Origin of the sequence: Frigoribacterium sp. NPDC087798, assembly GCF_044742985.1 — a bacterium.
Classification (GTDB): Bacteria; Actinomycetota; Actinomycetes; order Actinomycetales; family Microbacteriaceae; genus Frigoribacterium.
On sequence record NZ_JBIUVP010000007.1, the window covers coordinates 57,431 to 76,564 of the forward strand.

Genomic DNA, 19,134 nt, shown 5'->3' on the forward strand with positions numbered 1-19,134 from the left:
TCCCGGGGAGGACCACGACACCTGGGGAGCGAGCCGGAGGTGTCGGCGGCGGCTGACATCATGGGCGGCATGGACCTGGGCGACGAGTTCGACGTGCACGACGGCTTCCCGGCCGGTGACGGCGACGCCGACGGCCCCGTCCACTCGACGGCCGTGCCGATGGTCGACGCCGTCGACGTCATCCGGCTCGTCGGGCCGCGCGCCTTCAACCGGGCGAAAGAATACGTCCGCGACGGAGCCGTGCTCGACACCGCCTGGCACCCGGCGGACGAGCGCCTCGAGGGCACCGTCCGAGGGGCCGAGTCGACGCCCTACCAGGTCGTCGTCGACCTGCGGGCGACTCGCGGCGAGTACAGCCGCCCGGTCCGCAGCCGCTGCACCTGCCCGATCGGCAGCGACTGCAAGCACGTCGCGGCGACGCTGTTGCAGAGCAACTCCCGGGCCGTGGCCGATCGCAGCGCCCCGGCCCCCACCGTCGACGAGTTGACGACCGGGGGCGTGACCGCGCTCGGGGCGGCCCGGTCCGGCACGGGAGCGAGCGACTGGCGGTCGACGGTGGGGGCGATCGGGCAGCCGACCCGCGCCTCCTCGGTCCGGACGACGCGAATGGGTCTGCTCTTCGAACTGCGCGACCGGGCGCACTCGACCCGGGGGCGCGCGGTCGCGCCCTCGGCCCGGCGGCAGGGCGGACCGACTGTGCAGCGACTCGGCGTGCGGCCGGTCACCCTGAGCGGCACGGGCAACTGGGTGCGCGGCAACCTGACCTGGACGTCGCTGCCGTACCAGCTCAACCGGCTGGCCATCGAGCCCGATCAGCACGCCTGGTTCGGCCAGTTCGCGGCGCTCCACCGGTCGGCGGTCTCGACCTACACGCCGGGCGACGCCGACTGGTTGTTCGTCGACGACTTCGCCAGCCCGTTGCTGTGGCCGCTGCTGGCCGAGGCCGGTCGCCTGGGCATCTCGCTCGTGACGGGCAAGCGCGCGACCGACGTCGTCGTCGGCGACGAGGCCCGCGTCACGGTCGACGCGGTGCGGGGCGACGACGGCTCGATGCTGCTGACCGCCGGGGTCACCGTCGACGGCGTGGCCCGCCGCGCGGAGTCGACCGGCGTCATCGCCGACCACGGGGTGTGGTGCGTCGCCCACGAACCCGCCCCGACCTTCACGCTCGCGCCGACCGCGGGGCCGCTCGACGACGAGCAACGGCGGTTCCTGACCATCACGCCCGAGGTCGTGGTCCCGGCCGCCGACTCCGACGAATTCCTCCGCGACTACTACCCCACCCTCCGCCGGCGCGTCGACGTCGTCAGCTCGGACGCGTCGATCGAGTTCCCGACGATCGTGCCGCCCGTGCTGACGCTCACCGTCGGGTTCGAGAAGGGGCAGACCATCCGCCTGACCTGGCGGTGGACGATCGACGGGGCACCCCGACCGCTGACGGCCCACTCCCCCGTCCCCGACCTCACCGAGCTCGACGTCGTCCCCCGCGACCAGGTGCTGAAGGGGGTGACCGCAGCCGAGTTCGCGACCGGCACGCTGCCGGCACTCGAGGCGCGACCCGACGTACAGGTCGACCTCGTCGGCACGCGGCCCGACTACCACGAGCTGACCGACGAGCCCCGACTGACCATCACCACGATGCCGACCGACAAGCGCGACTGGTTCGACCTCGGCGTGCTGGTCACCGTCGAGGGACGGACCGTGCCCTTCACGCCGCTCATCACCGCCCTCGCGAAGGGGCGCAAGAAGTTGCTGCTGGTCGACCACTCGTACCTGTCCCTCGACCACCCGGCCTTCGACGAGCTCAAGAGGCTCATCGACGAGGCGTCGGCACTCGACGAATGGGAGGTCGCGCCACGCATCAACCGCTACCAGGCCAGCCTCTGGTCCGAGCTCGACGAACTCGCCGACGAGACGGTGCCCGCCGCCGAGTGGCAGCGGTCGGTCGGCGGACTGCTCGCCCTGGCCGACGCCGGCGGCCTCGCAGCCGCCACGGCGACCCCCGTGCCGGCCACGGTCGACGCGACCCTCCGCCCGTACCAGCACGAGGGGTTCGACTGGCTCGCCTTCCTCCACGAGCAGGGGCTCGGCGGGGTGCTGGCCGACGACATGGGCCTCGGCAAGACCCTGCAGACGCTCGCCCTCGTCGCGCACGTGCGCGAGACCGAACGGATGCGGGCAGGCGGCCCGGCAGCCGCCGCGGGCCCGGCAGCGGCCCCGGACCCGCTAGCGGCCACGGCCGAGGCGGCCCCGGCCGCGGCCGACGGTCCCGGCGCTCCTCCCGCGCCCTTCCTCGTCGTGGCCCCGACGTCGGTCGTGTCGAACTGGGTGGCCGAGGCCGCCCGCTTCACACCAGGGCTGACCGTCCGCGCCGTGACCGCCACGCAGGCCAAGGGCGGTCGCGGTTCGGTGCACGACCTCGCCCGGGGTGCCGACGTCGTCGTCACCTCGTACGCCCTGTTCCGCCTCGACTTCGCCGCCTACCAGGCCGAAGGGTGGGCGGGGCTGATCCTCGACGAGGCACAGTTCGTCAAGAACCGTGCCTCGCAGGCCCACCGGTGCGCGGTCGACCTCGACGTGCCGTTCAAGCTCGCCATCACCGGCACGCCGCTCGAGAACAGCCTGACCGACCTGTGGTCCTTGCTGCACGTGGTGGCGCCCGGACTGCTCGGCAGCAGCGTCCGCTTCGCCGACGACTACGTCAAGCCCATCGCCACGGGCGAGGCACCCGACCTGCTCCAGAAGCTCCGCCGGCGCATCCGACCGCTGATGATGCGCCGGACGAAAGAACAGGTCGCGTCCGACCTGCCCGCCAAGCAGGAGCAGATCCTCCGCGTCGACCTCGACCCCGCGCACCGCGACCTCTACGACGCCTTCCTGCAGCGTGAACGACAGAAGCTGCTCGGCCTGATGGACGACCTCGACCGCAACCGGTTCATCGTCTTCCGGTCGCTCACCCTGCTGCGCCTGCTCTCGCTCGACGCCTCACTCGTGGACGAGGCCTACGCCGACATCCCCTCGGCGAAGCTCGACCAGTTGCTCGACGAACTCGAGGACGTGGTCGCCGAGGGGCACCGCGCCTTGATCTTCAGCCAGTTCACGACGTTCTTGCACAAGGTCGCCGCCCGGCTCGACCAGCGTGGCGTCGCGTTCGAGTACCTCGACGGGTCGACCCGACGTCGGGCCGAGGTGATCGACCGGTTCAAGACCGGCGACGCACCCGCGTTCCTCATCAGCCTGAAGGCGGGCGGGTTCGGGCTCAACCTGACCGAGGCGGACTACGTGTTCATCCTCGACCCGTGGTGGAACCCGGCCACCGAGGCCCAGGCGGTCGACCGCACGCACCGCATCGGGCAGACCGACAACGTGATGGTCTACCGGATGATCGCGAACGACACCATCGAGGAGAAGGTCCTGGCCCTCCAGGCCCAGAAGTCGCAGCTCTTCGACGCCGTGATGGACGACGACGCCGTGTTCAGCGCGGCGCTCACCGCCGACGACATCCGCGGCCTGCTCGACGCCTGACCCGAGCCGGGCCGGGCCGAGGCGGGCGTCAGGCCAGCGACACCGTCTCGGCGAAGGTCCGCGTGGTCGGCGGCGCGAGCAAGACCTCGGGCAGGCGATTGGCCCCCTCGGGCGTGGCGCGCCAGGCGACGTAGGCGTCGTGGTCGGCCGACGAGGCCCACGTCTCGACGACGATCATGACCGACGGGTCGGCGTCGTCGATCAGCACCTCGAGCCCCTGGCAGCCGGGCCAGGCGCGCGTGGCGACGAGGGTCTCGCGGGCGATCTCGTGGGCGAGGTCGAGCCGGGCGGGGTCGACGTGCAGTTCGAGGTGGACGGTGGTGGACATGGTGGTCCCTTCGATCGGGCGGCGGCCCCGGGAGCGGGCCGCGCGGCGGACGGGCCGCGACCTCCCACCCTGGCACCCGCGCCTCCTCGTCCGCCGGGTCAGGCGACCTCGACGGTCACGCGGTGCCAGCCCTCGGCCCCGTTCGGAGCCGGCTGGACGTACTGCTCGCGCTGCCAGGTGCCGTCCGCGCCCTGCGCCCGCACGTCGATCGTGTGCGACCCCGAGCCCGCGGCCCCGGCGTCCCAGCGATGGACCCACTGGCGCCACGTGTCGGCCGAGACCGAGTCGGCCAGGGTCGCGTCGAGCCACGAGCCGCCGTCGATCCGCACCTGGACCGCCTCGACGCCCGTGTGCGGCTGCCACGCCACCCCCGCGATCGAGACCGTCCCGGCGTCGACGGATGCCCCGTCGCGGGGCACGTCGATGCGCGACTCGAGCTTGACCGGCCCCAGGGCGTCCCAGCCGCGAGGCGTCCAGTAGCCCTGGGCGTCGGAGAACCGCGTGACCTCCATCTCGACGACCCACTTGGTCGCCGACACGTAGCCGAAGAGGCCGGGCACGACCATCCGCACCGGGAAGCCGTGCTCGATCGGCAGCGGCTGGCCGTTCATGCCGACCGCGAGCAGGGCGTCCGTGCCGTCGTCCTGCAGCACGTCGAGCGGCGTACCGGCCGAGAAGCCGTCGATGCTGCGCGACAGCACCATGTCGGCGCCGCCGTTCGGCCCCGCGCGCTCGAGCAGCGAGCGGATCGGGTAGCCGAGCCAGAGCGCGTTGCCGATCAGGTCGCCGCCGACGTCGTTCGAGACGCAGCTGAGGGTCGCCATGTGCTCCTCGAGCGGCAGGGCGAGCAGCTCGTCGAACGAGATCGTCACCTCGCGATCGACCAGGCCGTGGATGCGCAGACTCCAGTCGGCCGGGTCGATCGACGGCACCTGCAGGGCCGTGTCGATGCGGTAGAAGTCGGCGGCGGGCGTGACGTAGGGCGTGATGCCCTCGACGTCCAAGGAGGCGCCGGCCGGGACCGCGGCCTCGGTCACGCTCGCGCGGGGCAACGTCAGGGCGCGCCGCAGGGCCGCGGCGTTCGCCCGGCCGGCGTTCACGACGCGGGCCCCCGTGCCGACGACGACGGCGGCCACGCCGGCCACGACCGTGTACGTGAGGAACGACCGGCGTTCGAGCCCGGGCCCGCGTAAGGGCGGCACGGGCTGGGTCTGCTCGGCCCACCCGGCCGACGTCGAACGGACCCACCGACGGAGGCGCGAGGCCAGCTTGTCGACCAGCAGCACGGCGGCGAAGGTGCCGACGAGGCTCGGGATGGCATCGACCTGGCCGGCGTCCGCGCGGGTCAGGACCGCGATCACGGCGAGCGCCCCGCCCACCACGAAGGCGATCTTGCCGATCGGCTGACGGCGGTACTCGCCGTAGCCGGCCGCGCCGGTGATGACGACGAGCAGCACGCCCATCAGCACGAAGAGGGCGACCTTGTCGCCGGTGCCGAACAGGGACACCATGGCGTCCTTCACGCCGGCGGGGGCGAGGTCGACGACGGCCGAGCCGACGGCGAAGAGCGGGCTGCCGGTGGGCCCGGTGACGAGGGCGACGACCTCGGCGGCGGCGAGGAACGCGGCCATCGACACGATGCCGGCGAGGGCGGCCCACAGCCCGGCGGCGCGGGGGGTCATCGGGTCGGTGGGGCCGGGCGTCGGTGCGGGGCCGGACGTCGACGACTCGGGTGGGGACAGGCGGACCGACATGGGCTCAGGGTACGACGCGTGGCTCGGGAACCGCCTGCGTCCCGGGGACCGGGGACGCGCCTCCTGGTGTCGGGTGGACGCCGCCTCTGTGTCGGGGGTGTGACGATGTCCGGCCGCCTCTTCCGCTGCCGCTCCGGCGGGAGCAGGATGACCGGAACGCCCGAGACACACCGATGCGCCCCGGAGGTCAGCATGTCGACGACGAACCAGCAGCCCCCGAACCCACGGTCCGCGAACCAGCGATCCGCGAACCAGGCGCAGCCGCCCACGACCGACACGGGCGAGAGCCCCACCGAGCTGAAGCGGGCGATCGGTCCGAAGCTGCTGCTGCTGTTCATCGTCGGCGACATCCTCGGCACGGGCGTCTACGCCCTGACCGGGCAGGTCGCGGCCGAGGTCGGCGGTGCGGCGTGGTTGCCGTTCCTGATCGCGTTCGCCGTGGCCCTCGTGACGGCGTTCTCGTACCTCGAGCTCGTGACGAAGTACCCGCAGACCGCCGGTGCGGCCCTCTACGTGCACAAGGCGTTCGGCATCCACTTCGTGACGTTCATCGTGTGCTTCGTGGTGATGTGTTCGGGCATCACGAGCGCGTCGACGGCGTCACGGGCGTTCGCGGCCAACCTGGCGGCGGGCATCGGCGTCGAGCTGTCGAACTCGGCGGTGATGCTGATCGCGATGGCGTTCATGCTGCTCGTGATGGCCGTGAACTTCCGCGGGGTCAGCGAGAGCGTCAAGGCGAACGTCGTCCTCACCCTGATCGAGCTGTCGGGCCTCGTCATGGTGATCCTGATCGGGTTCTGGTTCATCGCCGGCGGCAACGCGGACTGGGGCCAGGTGGTGCTCTTCGAGACGCCGGGCGACAAGTCGCTGCTGCTGAGCGTCAGCACCGCGACGTCGCTCGCCTTCTTCGCCATGGTCGGCTTCGAGGACTCGGTCAACATGGCGGAGGAGACCAAGGACCCGAGCCGCGTCTTCCCCAGGGTCATGCTGACCGGCCTCGGCATCACCGCCGTGATCTACGTGCTCGTCTCGATCTGCGCCGTGGCGATCGTGCCGATCGGCGACCTGGCCGACAACGAGACCCCCCTGGTCACCGTGGTGAACACCGCCGCCCCGGACTTCCCGATCGGCGGGCTGCTGCCGTTCATCTCGATGTTCGCCGTCGCCAACAGCGCCCTGATCAACATGATGATGGCGAGCCGGTTGCTCTACGGCATGAGCAAGCAGGGCGTGCTGCCGGGCTTCCTCGGCAGGGTGCACCGGAAGCGGCAGACCCCGTGGGCGTCGATCGTCTTCACGACGGCGCTCAGCCTGGTGCTGATCGGCTACGTCTCGCTCTCGCCCGAGTCGCCGATCGTGGCCGTGCTCGGCGGCACGACGTCCCTGCTGCTGCTGACGGTGTTCGCCCTGGTCAACGTCGTCGTCCTCGTGTTGCGTCGCGACACGGTGTCGCACGGACACTTCCGCGCGGGCACGGTCCTGCCGATCGTCGGCGTCGTGGCCTGCCTCTGGCTGGTGCTGCCGGTGTCCTCCGGTCGCGGCGCCGAGCAGTACACGATCGCCGGCGGCCTGCTCGCGATCGGCGTGGTCCTCTGGCTCGTGACCTTCGTGTCGCGGCGGGGGAAGCCGGTGCCGAGCGACGCGATCGCCGACGCCGAGCGCGCCGACCCCCGTGCGTAGACGGCAGGAGGCGCGGCACCGGTCTCGCCACCGGCACCGCGCCTCCTCGGCGGATCGAGACCTACGGGATCAGGCGGGCGGCGCGGTAGCGCTCGAACAGGTCGACGAACGCCTGCTCGGTGCGGCGGTACCGGGTGAACCCGGCGTCGCGGGCCTTGCCCATGTCGGTGACGACCTCGATGTCGCGGCCGAGGTCGCCGTCGGTGTGCCACCACGAGGCGACGCGCGACAGGTCGGGCTCGGCGAGGTCGTGCTCGGCGACGAGGTCGCGCCACTCCTGCTCGAGGCCGACCATCTGCTGCTCGAGCGGACGCGGCTCGCCCTCGAAGCCCTCGACGAGCGCGGGGTCGATGCCGAGGTGGCCGGCGAGGCGGGGCCACAGCCAGCGCCAGCGGAACACGTCGCCGTTGACGACGTTGAACGGCTCGTCGGCACCGGCGGGGTCGGTCGCGGCCCAGATCATCTGCTCGGCGAGGACGCCCGCGTCGGTGACGTCGACGAGCGAGTTCCACTGCGTCTCGCTGCCCGGGAACGTGAACGGACGGCCGAGGCGCTTGCTCAGGGCGGCCTGCACGGCGATGGTCAGCCCCATGTTCATGGCGTTGCCGACGGCGAACCCGATGACGGTGTGCGAGCGGTGAACCGACCAGGTGAACCCCTGGCGCTCCGCGGCGGCGAAGAGCTCGTCCTCCTGCGCGTAGTAGAAGTTCGGGTAGGGCAGGCGCTCCTCGTCCTCGTGGAACGGCGTGTCGGGCATGTCGCCCGTGCCGTAGGCCTCGAACGGGCCGAGGTAGTGCTTCAGCCCGGTGACGAGCGACACGTGTCGCACGGGGGCGTGGTCGAGGGCGGCCAGCAGGTCGCGGACCATGGCGCCGTTCACCGCGATGTTCTCCGCCTCGGTGTCGCGCTTCTGCCAGGCGGCGAAGAACACGTGGGTCGGCTTCGCGTCCGCCAGCGCCGTGCGCAGGCTCTCGGCACTCGTCAGGTCGGCGGAGATGCCCGTCACCCCGTCGGACGAGGAGGCGCGGCGCGAGAGGGCCAGGACGTCCCACCCCTCGCGCGTCAACTGCTCGACGAGGGCGGTGCCGGTGATGCCGCTGGCGCCCACCACGAGGGCGGTGCCCGGAACCGTCGGGGCGGCGGGCCGGGTGCTGTCGGTCTGGGGGGTCTCGGTGGTGCTCATCCGTGGTCCAAGCCGATCGCGCCTCCCGGCATTCCCGGCCGGCGCGTCCACACCGACGTACCCCGCCCCTCCCGCCTGACAGGCCCCACGCGGCCCGGGCGTACGGTCGGCCCATGGATCAGGACACGAACGAGCCCACCGGTCGCACGCCCGAAGACGAGGCGGCGGCCCTCGCGCTCGCCATCGTGTCCCAGGCCGCGGCCATCACGCAGGGTGACCCCGAGGCCGTCGAGGCCAGCGACGAGAACCTCCGCGAGGTCGTCGCCGAGCTGACCGACGAACCGCTGACGCCTCGACAGGAGGACGTCATGGCGACCCTCGGCACCGCCGGCGGCAGCCTCGCGGCCGGCCTCACCGCCGCCCTCGCCCACGAGAAGGGAGTCGACCCGGGAGTGATCCTCGGCTCGACCTCGCAGGCCATCGTGGCCCAGACGCAGTCGCCGTTCGCCGGCGGGCAGGACGACATGGACGACGACCCCGAGCTCGTCGCGCAGGCCGAACGCGACGCCCGGGCGCACGCCGCCGAGCGGGACCGCGACGACGCCCCCATGCGCGCGGACCACGGTCACCGTGACATGGCCGACGCCGGTCGCGAGCGGGGCGACGCGGGCGAGGCGCGGGCCGAGCGCGGCGACGACGACGACGCCGACCACGCGTCCTAGGGGCGACGACCTGCTCGACGCGTCCGGACCGGACGTCCGGCACCGCGCCTCCTAGACTCGACGGACGGGTCCGCGGGGACCGCCTCGGCGGTGCCCCGGCCCGCCGGTCGTGAGCGAGGAAGAGGTCAGCGTGTCGGACACCAGGCGCCCTGAGCGGCCCACCCCGGTCAAGCCCCGACCGCCGCGGGTGCCCAAGGCCCCGAAGGGCAGGCCGAAGGGGCCCGCCCAGTCACGATTGGTCAACCAGCACGAACTGCGCGACGTCCGGGCGCGACTGCGCGGCACCATCTACGAGGGCACGACGCCCGAGCACGGCATCGGCGGCGACCTCTACTCGCCCCGTCAGATCGTCGACTTCTGCCTCGACCTGGGCGACGTCATGCTGTCGTCGGGTGCCGACGTCCGCAGCACCGAGGTCGCGATCGTGGCCGTGAGCACCAAGTGGAACCTGGCCCCGCTCGAACTCGACATCACGGGCACGGCGATCACCATCCAGTACGCCCCGGCCGGCGTCAACCCGTTGGTCAAGACCCGGGTCATCTACGCCGAGGGCTCGAACCTGCACCGGCTGTCGAGGGTCTACCAGATCGTCGACGACCTGCTGCACGACGACCGCGACATGACCGAGGCGGTGGCCGGCCTCGTCGAGGTCTTGAAGTCCCCGCCCCGGTGGCCCTCATGGATGACCGACCTGGCGATGGGCCTGCTGGGCGTCTCCGTGACGCTGCAGGCCGGCGGCACGTGGCAGGCCGCCGTCGGCGCGTTCGTGGTGATGATCGGCATCATGACGTCCGGCCGGGGGCTGACCGCCCGCGGCATCCCCCAGTTCTTCGTCATCGGCCTGCAGGCCGCATCCACCGCCGCACTCGGCACGCTCGGCATCTGGGCGGGGCTGCTGACCCCGGGAGGCGCGGCGGCGTTGGTCGCGGCCGTGGTCGTGCTCGTCCTGCCGCACCCCACGATCGTCACCTGGGCCCAGGACGCGATCTCGGGCTTCCGGTCGATGGCGGTCGGGCGCGCCCTGGTGATCGGGCTGATCGTCGCCGGGGTCGTGTGCGGCATCCCGGCCGGACTCGCCGTGACCGCACGGTTCGCGGACATCGAGGTCGACCCGACGAACATCACCCTGCAGGCCCTGCCGCTCTGGCTCTCACTCATCTCGAGCTTCGCCGCCGCGTCGGCCAACTCGATCGCGCAGGGGTCGACCGCACGCATGATCCCGATCACGATCGGCGTCGCCCTGGTCGGCAACCTCTCGCTCTTCACCCTGCGCCAGCTCGGCCTGCCGCTCATGGGGGCCACGTTCGTCGCGGCCACCCTGCTCGGAGCGCTCTCGACCGTGGCCGCGGCCCGTCTGCGGACGGCGGCGACGGTCATCGCCGTGCCGGCGTTCTGCGGGTCGCTGCTGCCGTCGCTCGCCGTCGCGTCGTCGCTGCTCAACTTCATGGCCGGCAACGACGGCGCCGAGGTCGACTTCGTGTTCTCGATGCTGACGACCCTCGCGATCGGCGCGGGACTCGTGCTCGGCAGCCTGCTCGCGACCCCGGGCGCGCGCCGGTGGTTGCGCCGGGCCAAGCGCGTGCGGGTGCAGTCGGTCCACACGGACACGACGCCGATCAGCATCATCGTCCCGACGGTCGCCGCGGAGGCACCAGTCGCGGAGCCGTCGATCGCGGCGCCACGCGTCGCGGAGCCGTCGGTCGCGTCGCCCGCGCCCACCGCACCGATCCCCGTGGTCCCGTCGGCCACCGAGACGGTCTCGAAGCCGAGCCCCACCCCTGAACGCCCGCGCCTCGCGGACCCCACGGCACCCCGCCTGCCCGGGGTCGCTCTCTCGACTCCGGTCCGATCCGCGGAGCCCCCGGCAGACGCGGCGACCTCGAACGGCTAGCGCTCGGCCCCGGCAGTCACCCCGCGCCCGGCGTCGCCACGGCCCGTGTCGCCGCGCCCGGTATCGCCGCGCCCCGGCAGCTCGACCTGGGCGTCCTCGCCCTCGAGGCGGCGGATGATCGGCTGGACGTCGCCGATCTCGGCGCCGATCCAGTGTCGGTGCATCTTCTCGGCCACGGCGTAGGTGGTGCCCGACCCGCCGAAGGGGTCGAGGACGAGGTCGCCGGGCTCGGAACTGATGGTCAACACGCGCTCGAGCAGCTTCTCGCTGAGCTCGTTCGCCCCGCGGGTCTTCGTCGCCCGGTGTCGCACCGGCGGGATGTCGAGCCAGACGTCGGTCAGGTTGATCCCGTCCGGGTGCAGCTTGCTGCGGTGGCCGCCGTAGTCCTTGATGTCCCGGCCGCAGTGCCGGCAGACCTGGATCGGCAGGCGGGGCCGGACGAAGCGCGACGGCTTGCCCTTGCTGTAGTAGAGCAGCGAGTAGTGCGACGGGTAGAGCTTGTTGGGGATCGGCAGACCGTACTTGATGTCGACCGCGACCCAGTGACGGAAGGTCATGCCCTCGCCGTTCAGCACGTGGCCCAGCTCGATGTTCCAGCGAGGGAGGTTGAACAGGTAGAAGGAACCGCCCGGCCGGAGCACGCGGACGCATTCGGCGATCCACCGACCGCACCAGGCCAGGTAGGCGTCTTCGTCAAGCGAGTCGTCGATGCCCGCGCCGTAGACCTTGCCCAGGTTGAACGGCGGATCGGCGAACACGAGGTCGACGGACTCGTCGTCGAGCTCGGCGAGGACCTCGAGGCAGTCGGCCTGGAAGAGTCGACCGCTGGCGGTGCGGTACGTCGGTTGCACATCGTCCTTCGGGGTGTCGCGGGCGGGATCGGTCGTCGAGAAGACTACTTCGGGCCGCCGACACGGAGGCCCGCCCGTTCGGCTGACGACCGGTAGGCTAACGACCGTGTCGCCCCCTGCGAAGGAGCAGAAGCCGGACTCGTGGCAACCCCGTCCGGTCGACGAGGTGATCGTGCTCCGCCGTCGGGGCCGACTCCTGCTCGACGACACCCTCGACCCCGGCGACCCGATCCTCCGCCCCCGGCGTCCCCCTCGACGAGGCCCACCGAGCGTCTCCGTCCACCGCGAGCCGATCCCCCACCAGCCCGCGCTCGCGCTGGCCCTGTCGGCGGTGGCCGCCGCAGGGTACGTCGCGTGGGGCTGGGGCGAGCTGGACGAGGGAGCCACCGGGTTGCCGCTGGACCTCGCTCGAGGTCACCGGGCGTCGACGCCCGTGGTGGGCCTGACCTCGGCGGCCTTCGCCGTGACGGCCCTCGTGTCGGCCACGGTCGGGCGACGGCCGGGCCGGTCCCGGGCCCTGCGCCGACTCGCCGTCGCGACCTCCGCGCTGACCACGGTGGTCGTCGTGACCACGCTCGTCGCGACGGTGCTGCCCCTCGCGCCGACCTGACTCGGCCCGCCTCGCGGACGGGAGCAACAGCAGAGGGCCCGGACAAGCTACCGTTGCACCATGAGTGACACCACCGAGCAAGCCCCGAGCGACGCCACAGAGCAAGCCGACACGACGCCGACGTTCGCCGATCTGGGCTTGAGCGACCAGGTCCTGAAGGCCATCCGCGAGATCGGCTACGAGACCCCTTCGGCCATCCAGGCCGCCACGATCCCCACCCTGCTCGACGGCCGCGACGTCGTCGGGCTCGCGCAGACCGGCACCGGCAAGACCGCGGCCTTCGCCCTGCCCATCCTCTCGCGCCTCGACGTGTCGGCCAAGAAGCCGCAGGCCCTCGTCCTGTCGCCGACGCGCGAACTCGCGTTGCAGGTCTGCGAGGCGTTCGAGCAGTTCGCCTCCGGCATGCGCGGCGTCCACGTCCTGCCCGTCTACGGCGGCCAGGCGTACGGCGTCCAGCTGAGCGCGCTCCGCCGCGGCGTCCACGTCGTCGTCGGCACGCCCGGCCGCATCATGGACCACCTCGCCAAGGGCACCCTCGACCTCAGCGAACTCAAGTACCTCGTGCTCGACGAGGCCGACGAGATGCTGAAGATGGGCTTCGCGGAGGACGTCGAGACGATCCTCGCCGACACCCCCGACGACAAGCAGGTGGCCCTGTTCTCGGCCACCATGCCGCCCCAGATCCGTCGCATCTCGAAGCAGTACCTGAACGACGCCGAAGAGATCACGGTCAAGGCCAAGACCACGACCTCGGTCAACACGACCCAGCGCTACCTGATGGTGTCGTACCCGCAGAAGGTCGACGCCCTGACGCGCATCCTCGAGGTCGAGAACTTCGAGGGCATGATCATCTTCGTCCGCACGAAGAGCGAGACCGAGACCCTCGCCGAGAAGCTGCGTGCCCGCGGCTACTCGGCCGCGGCGATCAGCGGTGACGTCGCCCAGGCCCAGCGCGAGCGCACGGTCAACCAGCTGAAGAGCGGCAAGCTCGACATCCTCGTGGCGACCGACGTCGCGGCCCGCGGTCTCGACGTCGACCGCATCAGCCACGTCGTCAACTACGACATCCCGATCGACACCGAGTCGTACGTGCACCGCATCGGCCGCACCGGCCGTGCCGGCCGGAGCGGTGCCGCGATCAGCTTCGTCACGCCGCGCGAGCGTCGTCTGCTGGGTGCGATCGAGAAGGCCACCCGCCAGCCGCTCACGCAGATGCAGCTGCCGACGGTCGAGGACGTCAACAGCACGCGCCTCACCCGCTTCGACGACGCGATCACCGAGGCCCTGTCGCAGGACAGCCGCATCTCGGCGTTCCGCGACATCATCAGCCACTACGTCGAGCACCACGACGTGCCCGAGGCCGATGTCGCCGCCGCACTCGCCGTGGTCGCCCAGGGCGAGACGCCCCTGCTGCTCGACCCGAAGGAGGAGCGCCCGCAGCGCGACGAGCGTCCGCTGCGCGAGCGCGACGACCGCGCCCCGCGCGCTGGTCGCGACGACGACCGGGGTGAGCGCCGTGAGCGTGGCCCGCGGACGTCGAAGCCGATGACCGCCTACCGCATCGAGGTCGGTCGCCGTCACCGTGTCGAGCCGCGTCAGATCGTGGGTGCCCTGGCGAACGAGGGCGGCCTGAGCCGCGACGACTTCGGGGCGATCCAGATCCGCCCCGACTTCTCGGTCGTCGAGCTCGCCTCGGACGTCTCGAGCGACATGCTCGACCGTCTGAGCGACACCCGCATCAGCGGCAAGCTCATCGAGATCAAGCCCGACCGCCGAGGAGGCGCGCCTCGCCGCGACGACCGCCCCGACCGGTCGCAGGGTGGCGAGCGGCCCGCCCGCAAGCCCCGCTACTAGACACCCGGCCGCACGGCCCACGACGCCGACCTCGCCTTCCGCCTGGTCGGCGTCGTCGTGTCCGGGCGGTTCGTCGGCGACCAGCGGTCGCGCACGGGCGAGTTCGTCGTCCCCGGTCCGCCTGAGTCGCCCGTCCACCACGAACTCGCCCGTGAACCCACCGTCCCCGCCGAACGGAGTCCGATGAGTACCCCGCCCTCCCCCGGTGGCACCGACGCGCTGTTCGGCGTCGTGCAGACCGCCCTCACGATCGGCAGCGCGATCCCGTTGCTGCTGTCGGTCGTCGCGCTCGTGCTCTTCGTCCGGATGAGACGTCGGCTCTCGGCCGGCCTGCCGGGAACGCCGGGAACGCGCCGCCTCGCCGACGACTCCCGCCGACTGCACGACCTGGCCCGGGTGAGCCTGCTCGGCTCCGCGTTCGGCCTCGTGCTGCTGGTGGTCGGCCAGCTCGTCGTCGGCCTGGGCACGACGCAGGGGCTCGCGGCGGCGTTCGCCGGGCCGCTCGCACCCGTGACGATCGGTGCGGCCGTGCTAACGGGCCTGGCGGCCGTGGCGCTGGTGACGTCGCCGGCCCCGTCCGCGCCTCCTGCACGTCGCTGACCCCGTTCGACGTCGGCTCGGGTCGTGCTCGTCGAGTGGGCAGAAACGGACCTTCCCGGCCCGACGAAGGACCATTTCTGCCCACTCGCCCGTTGTTCACCTCGTGCAGGCACCAAGAACGACTCGCCCACATGCAGCCCGTCGCGGGTCACCTTCCCGAGGAGGACGAGCCACCGCCCTGTGACTTCGAGCCCGTCCATAACGTCGACGCATGATCATCGAAGCGGGATGCGACCTCCACGAACTGCTCCACCCGAGACTCATCCGCGATCACGAGGCGAACGGCGCCTTAGGCGCACCGCTCTCGGTCGTCTCGCTCGACGACGCCGACCGGTCCGTCGAAGCGCGCCCGGAGCTTGCTGTCTTCGACCTCCTGGGGGCAGATCGCGTTCGACGAGGACGGCTAATACACGACCCTGCCTCGGCATTCGTTCCGCGACCTCGCGAGCCGACAGGACTTGTCTTGAGCCGCCGACGTCGCCGACCTCGGACGCCGGGCCCGAGAGCGTGAGGACGAGGTGTGACAGGCCATGACGACCCACGACGAATCGATCTCGATGCGCGCGCCGAGGACTGATGCACTCGACTGCGACGCCGGCACCAGCCAGAGGATGAGCCGGATCGCCCGGAAGGACACCGCCCCGGAACTTGCCCTCAGGAGGGCGCTCCACTCCCGGGGTTGGCGGTACTTCGTCGACCGCACGATCGACGGGACCCGGTGTCGACCCGACCTGTCCTTTCCGCGACTCCGAGTCGCGGTGTTCGTGGATGGCTGCTTCTGGCACTACTGCGAGGAGCACACACACATTCCCCGTCGCAACAGCGACTACTGGCTCGACAAGCTGCTCGGCAACCGCCGACGCGACGTGGCGACGACCTCCCGCCTCGAGCGAGATGGCTGGTCGGTGGTTCGGGTCTGGGAACACGATCCGCTCCGAGAAGCAGCAGGAAAGGTAGAAGCCGAACTACTCTCCGCCCGCCGCAGAATGGGCGTCTCCCATGGACCAGCAGAGCGGACCGGACCAGATGAGCCCACGCGGTCGTCCACAGGCCCGGGTGAGGTCGGTACCGTGGCCGGATGACGTCGTCGACGAAGTCCTGCAGCTCGAGGCCGAGTACGACCAGCACAGCGGGCCGATGACGTCCGACGAGCGTGCGGCCGACCGGGCTGACGTGGCCACGCGGATCGGCATCGTCGCACTGGTCGTGGGGCTGATCGCGGCGGTGGTCGCCGTGGCGGTCCCCTGGGGCTCCGACGATGCCCTCCGGTGGGTTCCCGTCGTGCTCGTGCCGCTGGCCGGGGTGATCGGCGCCGTCGCCTGTCTGCGGGCCATCCGCCCCTCGGCGCCCCTCCGTGAAGGATCAGCGCCGGACGGGGCCCCACGTCCCGCCGGGCGCGAGGCCCGTGTGACCGGCCTCCTGGTGGCCAACGTGGTCATGGCCGTGGCGCTGCTGCCCGCTGCCTGGGGACTCCTCGTCCTGATCGCCGGCCCCTGACACCGCGACCCGAGACACCCCGTCGCGGGACACCGCCGAGTGGACGACGAACCGCGGCAGGACGTGGCGCGGCGTCCACTCGACGGTGTCCAGGCGACCGGCTCTAGGCCGGGGTCGCGGCGTACTCCGCCGCCAACACCTCGCCCAGCCACGCGGCGAGCGTCGCGGCGGCCGACACCGACGACGACCGCTCGACGTCCGGGTTGTAGTTGGTGTTCGTGTTGACGTCGTAGGGCACGAAGCGGCCGGCGACGGTCTCGATGAACTCGATGCCGGCGACCTCGATGCCGTGCTCGGCGACGAAAGCCTCGAGTCGCCGTACGAGCGGGTGCTCCGCGGTGACCGACGGGCGCACCGCGAACGGCGCGAACGTGGCCGGGTCGGCGCCGTCGGGCACGACGCACGCGTCGGCGGGGCACAACTCGAAGCTGCCGGCCGAGGTGTCGACGCGCACCGCGTAGACGAAGCGCCCGCCGACGACCTCGACGCGTGTGTTGAAGGGCTCCTCGGCCTGCAGGAACTCCTGCAGCAGGGTGATCCCGTCGACCGGCACCTCGAAGTCGGGCCCGTCGACGTACGCGTCGAACGAGTCGAGGTCGTCGAAGCGCCGCACACCGAGGCCCTTGCCGCCCTGGTTGTGCTTCGTGATGAACGGCAGCGTCTGCTCGCGTGCCCGGGCCTTGAGGTCGGCGGTGCCGAACACGGCGGTCGTCGCGGGGACGTCGAACCCGGCGGACGCCAGCGCCAGGTACTGCGCCACCTTGCTCACCTCGAGTTCGACGACACCGCTGCCGTTGATGGTCCGGCGCCCGTGCCGTTCGGCCCAGCGCAGGGTCGCTCGCGCGACCTCCTTGGCCGTCCCCCGGCCGCGCGTGTGGGCCGAGCCGCTCAGCCGCGACCAGAACACCCCTTCAGGAGGCGCGGCCGCGAGGTCGAAGGACGTCCCGTCGAGCAGGTGCTCGCGGTGGGGCACCCCCGCGGCGTCGAGCGCGGCGACGAGCGGCGGCAGCCACTCGGCGTTGTCGTGCAGCACGTGCACGACGGGTGACGGGTCGGCGTGGTCGATCGGCGAGGTCATCGTCCGATCGTGCACCCTTCGCGCCCGGGGTGCCAGCACCGACCATCACGCGCCCCATGCGGACCGGACGATCGCGCACAGTGCTGCATCGTCGTCGGCGAGCGTCGAGCACTCGCCCGTCGCGGCCTGGCCGACCGTCTCGGTGGCGAGGTCGGCCGCCCCGCGCACGTCTCGCCGGAACGTCACGACGGTCCCGGCCGGTGCCGTCCGAACCGCGCCGACGACGTCCGCCAGGGCGGCGCCGGTGGCGTCGTCGTCGTCGAGCTCGATGCTGAGGCGGCCTTCCGTGGCAGTGACGGCCACGCCCTCGATCCGGGGTGCGGCCACGATGGCGCCCGTGACGGTGGCGAGCACGGCGAGTGCCTCTGGCCGGCCCGAGAACGAGAGTCCCCGACGGTCTGCTCCACCGGACGAGACGCGGATCTCGTCCATCCCGGACACGGCCGCGGAACCGCCGATGGCCTGCATCGCGGGCACGGCGCCCTCGAGCCCCGACGTCCATACCTCGACCGACCGGGCGCTGATCGCCGAGTAGGTGACCGTGTCGGGTGCGACGACGTCCACCAGCGACTCGGCGGCGGACAGGTCGCCGTCGAGCTCTCGCCGTTCGTCCGGTGACGAGACGAAGCCGATCGAGGTGCCGGGCACCTCGGACATCCCGACGAGGACGCCGGCGATCCGTGCCGCTCGCGGGGACGCCTCCGCCACCTCGTCGCGCGAGTGGTGACCCGTGACGCTCGGTGTGTCGAGGTCGACCCGGATGCCCTCCGGTAGGACCTCGACCCGCCCGGCCCCGAGATCCGCAGCCCCCACGGCGTCGAGCAGACGGGCCTGGTCGGCGGCGTCGAGGACGACGTCGGACGTCGCGGGATCGTCGAGGACCGAGGGGAACCCGGAGACGTTCTCGGTCACGAACCGGCGGGTGTCCGGGCTCCACGCCGTCACGTCGACGTCGGCCAGGTGGGCCGCGGCGTCCCGAAGGGAGCGTGCCCGCTGCCAGGCCGAGACGACGTCCGACGAGTCCGAGGGGACCACCGTGATCCCGAACCCTCGCCGAGGCGAGTCGTCCCCGGTCGCCCCGTCCTCGCCGAACGCGTGCGTGGCGAGGGACACCTCGGCGAAGACCGCGTCGTCCGCGACGCGACGCGCGAGGTCGAGCTGGGCCGCCGTGTCGCCCTCGTCGGCGAGCACCTCGAACGAGACGGTGCCTCGCCGGACGTCGACGAATCGCCAGCCGGAGGAGTCGCCGACGTTGCGGGCCACGAACGGCCTGATGCGCTCGGCGACGGCTTCGAGGTCGTCGTCGGAGAGGTCGTCCTCGACCACGACCGTGGCCTGGGCCTCCGCGACGCCGAGGGGAGAGTCGGTCCCGGCCGTCTCGATCTCGACGACGCCGTCGACACCGTCCATGAGCGACTCGAACCGTTGGAGCAGGTCACTCGAGCTGGCGCATCCGGCGGCGAGCGCGAGGACGGCCACGACGACGGTCGCCACGACGCCCCGCCTCGACCTGATGCCCATCCCCATGCCCATCCCCATCCCCCCATCCTGGCCGCTGCGGACGAGGAGCGACACCGTCGCCGAGCGGAGCGTCACCAGTTGGTATCGTCGTCCGACGACT

Annotated in this window: 15 protein-coding genes; 9 read left to right on the top strand and 6 right to left on the bottom strand. The window is 72.0% G+C overall.

Annotated features, from left to right (window positions below):
• Positions 1-69 precede the first annotated feature (69 nt).
• A complete protein-coding gene (locus tag ACIOSR_RS14760) occupies positions 70-3,525 on the top strand; it encodes an SNF2-related protein (protein ID WP_402753014.1) in 3,456 nt (1,151 codons plus the stop codon).
• A gap of 28 nt (positions 3,526-3,553) precedes the next feature.
• On the opposite strand, the gene ACIOSR_RS14765 is transcribed toward ACIOSR_RS14760, so the two are convergent.
• Both ACIOSR_RS14765 and ACIOSR_RS14770 read right to left on the bottom strand, forming a co-directional pair.
• Positions 3,554-3,853 (bottom strand): putative quinol monooxygenase, encoded by a 300-nt coding sequence (locus ACIOSR_RS14765; protein ID WP_056044807.1) that lies wholly within the window; start codon positions 3,851-3,853, stop codon positions 3,554-3,556.
• A gap of 98 nt (positions 3,854-3,951) precedes the next feature.
• A complete protein-coding gene (locus ACIOSR_RS14770) occupies positions 3,952-5,607 on the bottom strand; it encodes a molybdopterin-dependent oxidoreductase (RefSeq protein WP_402753015.1) in 1,656 nt (551 codons plus the stop codon).
• Between the two features lie 192 nt (positions 5,608-5,799).
• On the opposite strand from ACIOSR_RS14770, the gene ACIOSR_RS14775 reads away from it, so the two are divergent.
• The gene (locus tag ACIOSR_RS14775) at positions 5,800-7,287 is read left to right on the top strand and encodes an APC family permease (RefSeq protein ID WP_402753016.1); all 1,488 of its coding nucleotides are present in this window, start codon (positions 5,800-5,802) and stop codon (positions 7,285-7,287) included.
• A gap of 61 nt (positions 7,288-7,348) precedes the next feature.
• Here ACIOSR_RS14775 and ACIOSR_RS14780 read toward each other — a convergent pair whose 3' ends face one another.
• Complete coding sequence (locus ACIOSR_RS14780; protein ID WP_402753017.1) at positions 7,349-8,470, bottom strand: SDR family oxidoreductase; 1,122 nt, start codon at positions 8,468-8,470, stop codon at positions 7,349-7,351.
• Between the two features lie 113 nt (positions 8,471-8,583).
• Between ACIOSR_RS14780 and ACIOSR_RS14785 the strand changes: the two genes are divergently transcribed.
• The gene (locus ACIOSR_RS14785; RefSeq protein WP_173150736.1) at positions 8,584-9,132 is read left to right on the top strand and encodes a hypothetical protein; all 549 of its coding nucleotides are present in this window, start codon (positions 8,584-8,586) and stop codon (positions 9,130-9,132) included.
• 130 nt (positions 9,133-9,262) lie between these two features.
• Entirely contained in the window at positions 9,263-11,023 is a 1,761-nt protein-coding gene (locus ACIOSR_RS14790) for a threonine/serine exporter family protein (protein WP_402753018.1), read from the top strand.
• Here the strand turns inward: ACIOSR_RS14790 and ACIOSR_RS14795 are convergent.
• Positions 11,020-11,874, bottom strand: a complete 855-nt coding sequence (locus tag ACIOSR_RS14795; RefSeq protein WP_123569944.1) for a site-specific DNA-methyltransferase — start codon at positions 11,872-11,874, stop codon at positions 11,020-11,022. The two genes, ACIOSR_RS14790 and ACIOSR_RS14795, sit on opposite strands and share 4 nt — an antisense overlap.
• Before the next feature lie 106 nt (positions 11,875-11,980).
• Between ACIOSR_RS14795 and ACIOSR_RS14800 the strand changes: the two genes are divergently transcribed.
• The 5 genes from ACIOSR_RS14800 to ACIOSR_RS14820 all read left to right on the top strand — a co-directional run bounded on the left by ACIOSR_RS14800 (position 11,981) and on the right by ACIOSR_RS14820 (position 16,435).
• Positions 11,981-12,484, top strand: a complete 504-nt coding sequence (locus ACIOSR_RS14800; RefSeq protein ID WP_402753019.1) for a hypothetical protein — start codon at positions 11,981-11,983, stop codon at positions 12,482-12,484.
• Positions 12,485-12,544: 60 nt separating this feature from the next.
• Complete coding sequence (locus ACIOSR_RS14805) at positions 12,545-14,338, top strand: DEAD/DEAH box helicase (protein ID WP_402753020.1); 1,794 nt, start codon at positions 12,545-12,547, stop codon at positions 14,336-14,338.
• Positions 14,339-14,521: 183 nt separating this feature from the next.
• Positions 14,522-14,938, top strand: coding sequence for a hypothetical protein (locus tag ACIOSR_RS14810; protein WP_402753021.1), 417 nt, complete (start codon positions 14,522-14,524; stop codon positions 14,936-14,938).
• A 530-nt stretch (positions 14,939-15,468) separates the two neighbouring features.
• Entirely contained in the window at positions 15,469-16,020 is a 552-nt protein-coding gene (locus ACIOSR_RS14815; protein ID WP_402753022.1) for a very short patch repair endonuclease, read from the top strand.
• Positions 15,995-16,435 carry a hypothetical protein gene (locus tag ACIOSR_RS14820; protein ID WP_402753023.1) on the top strand — a complete coding sequence of 147 codons (441 nt, stop codon included), beginning with the start codon at positions 15,995-15,997 and terminating at the stop codon, positions 16,433-16,435. The genes ACIOSR_RS14815 and ACIOSR_RS14820 overlap by 26 nt, the downstream gene beginning before the upstream one ends.
• Positions 16,436-16,538: 103 nt before the next feature.
• Here the strand turns inward: ACIOSR_RS14820 and ACIOSR_RS14825 are convergent, their stop codons facing one another.
• Together ACIOSR_RS14825 and ACIOSR_RS14830 are read right to left on the bottom strand one after the other, a co-directional pair.
• Positions 16,539-17,513, bottom strand: coding sequence for a RimK family alpha-L-glutamate ligase (locus tag ACIOSR_RS14825; protein WP_402753024.1), 975 nt, complete (start codon positions 17,511-17,513; stop codon positions 16,539-16,541).
• 45 nt (positions 17,514-17,558) lie between these two features.
• A complete protein-coding gene (locus tag ACIOSR_RS14830) occupies positions 17,559-19,007 on the bottom strand; it encodes a hypothetical protein (RefSeq protein WP_402753025.1) in 1,449 nt (482 codons plus the stop codon).
• Between the last annotated feature and the right edge of the window lie 127 nt (positions 19,008-19,134).

What these genes read in the sequence shown, in the direction of transcription:
- ACIOSR_RS14760 (WP_402753014.1), top strand. Translation starts at nt 70, where the DNA reads ATGGACCTGGGCGACGAGTTCGACGTGCACGACGGCTTCCCGGCCGGT.
- ACIOSR_RS14765 (WP_056044807.1), bottom strand. Translation starts at nt 3,853, where the DNA reads ATGTCCACCACCGTCCACCTCGAACTGCACGTCGACCCCGCCCGGCTC.
- ACIOSR_RS14770 (WP_402753015.1), bottom strand. Translation starts at nt 5,607, where the DNA reads ATGTCGGTCCGCCTGTCCCCACCCGAGTCGTCGACGTCCGGCCCCGCA.
- ACIOSR_RS14775 (WP_402753016.1), top strand. Translation starts at nt 5,800, where the DNA reads ATGTCGACGACGAACCAGCAGCCCCCGAACCCACGGTCCGCGAACCAG.
- ACIOSR_RS14780 (WP_402753017.1), bottom strand. Translation starts at nt 8,470, where the DNA reads ATGAGCACCACCGAGACCCCCCAGACCGACAGCACCCGGCCCGCCGCC.
- ACIOSR_RS14785 (WP_173150736.1), top strand. Translation starts at nt 8,584, where the DNA reads ATGGATCAGGACACGAACGAGCCCACCGGTCGCACGCCCGAAGACGAG.
- ACIOSR_RS14805 (WP_402753020.1), top strand. Translation starts at nt 12,545, where the DNA reads ATGAGTGACACCACCGAGCAAGCCCCGAGCGACGCCACAGAGCAAGCC.
- ACIOSR_RS14810 (WP_402753021.1), top strand. Translation starts at nt 14,522, where the DNA reads ATGAGTACCCCGCCCTCCCCCGGTGGCACCGACGCGCTGTTCGGCGTC.
- ACIOSR_RS14815 (WP_402753022.1), top strand. Translation starts at nt 15,469, where the DNA reads ATGACGACCCACGACGAATCGATCTCGATGCGCGCGCCGAGGACTGAT.
- ACIOSR_RS14825 (WP_402753024.1), bottom strand. Translation starts at nt 17,513, where the DNA reads ATGACCTCGCCGATCGACCACGCCGACCCGTCACCCGTCGTGCACGTG.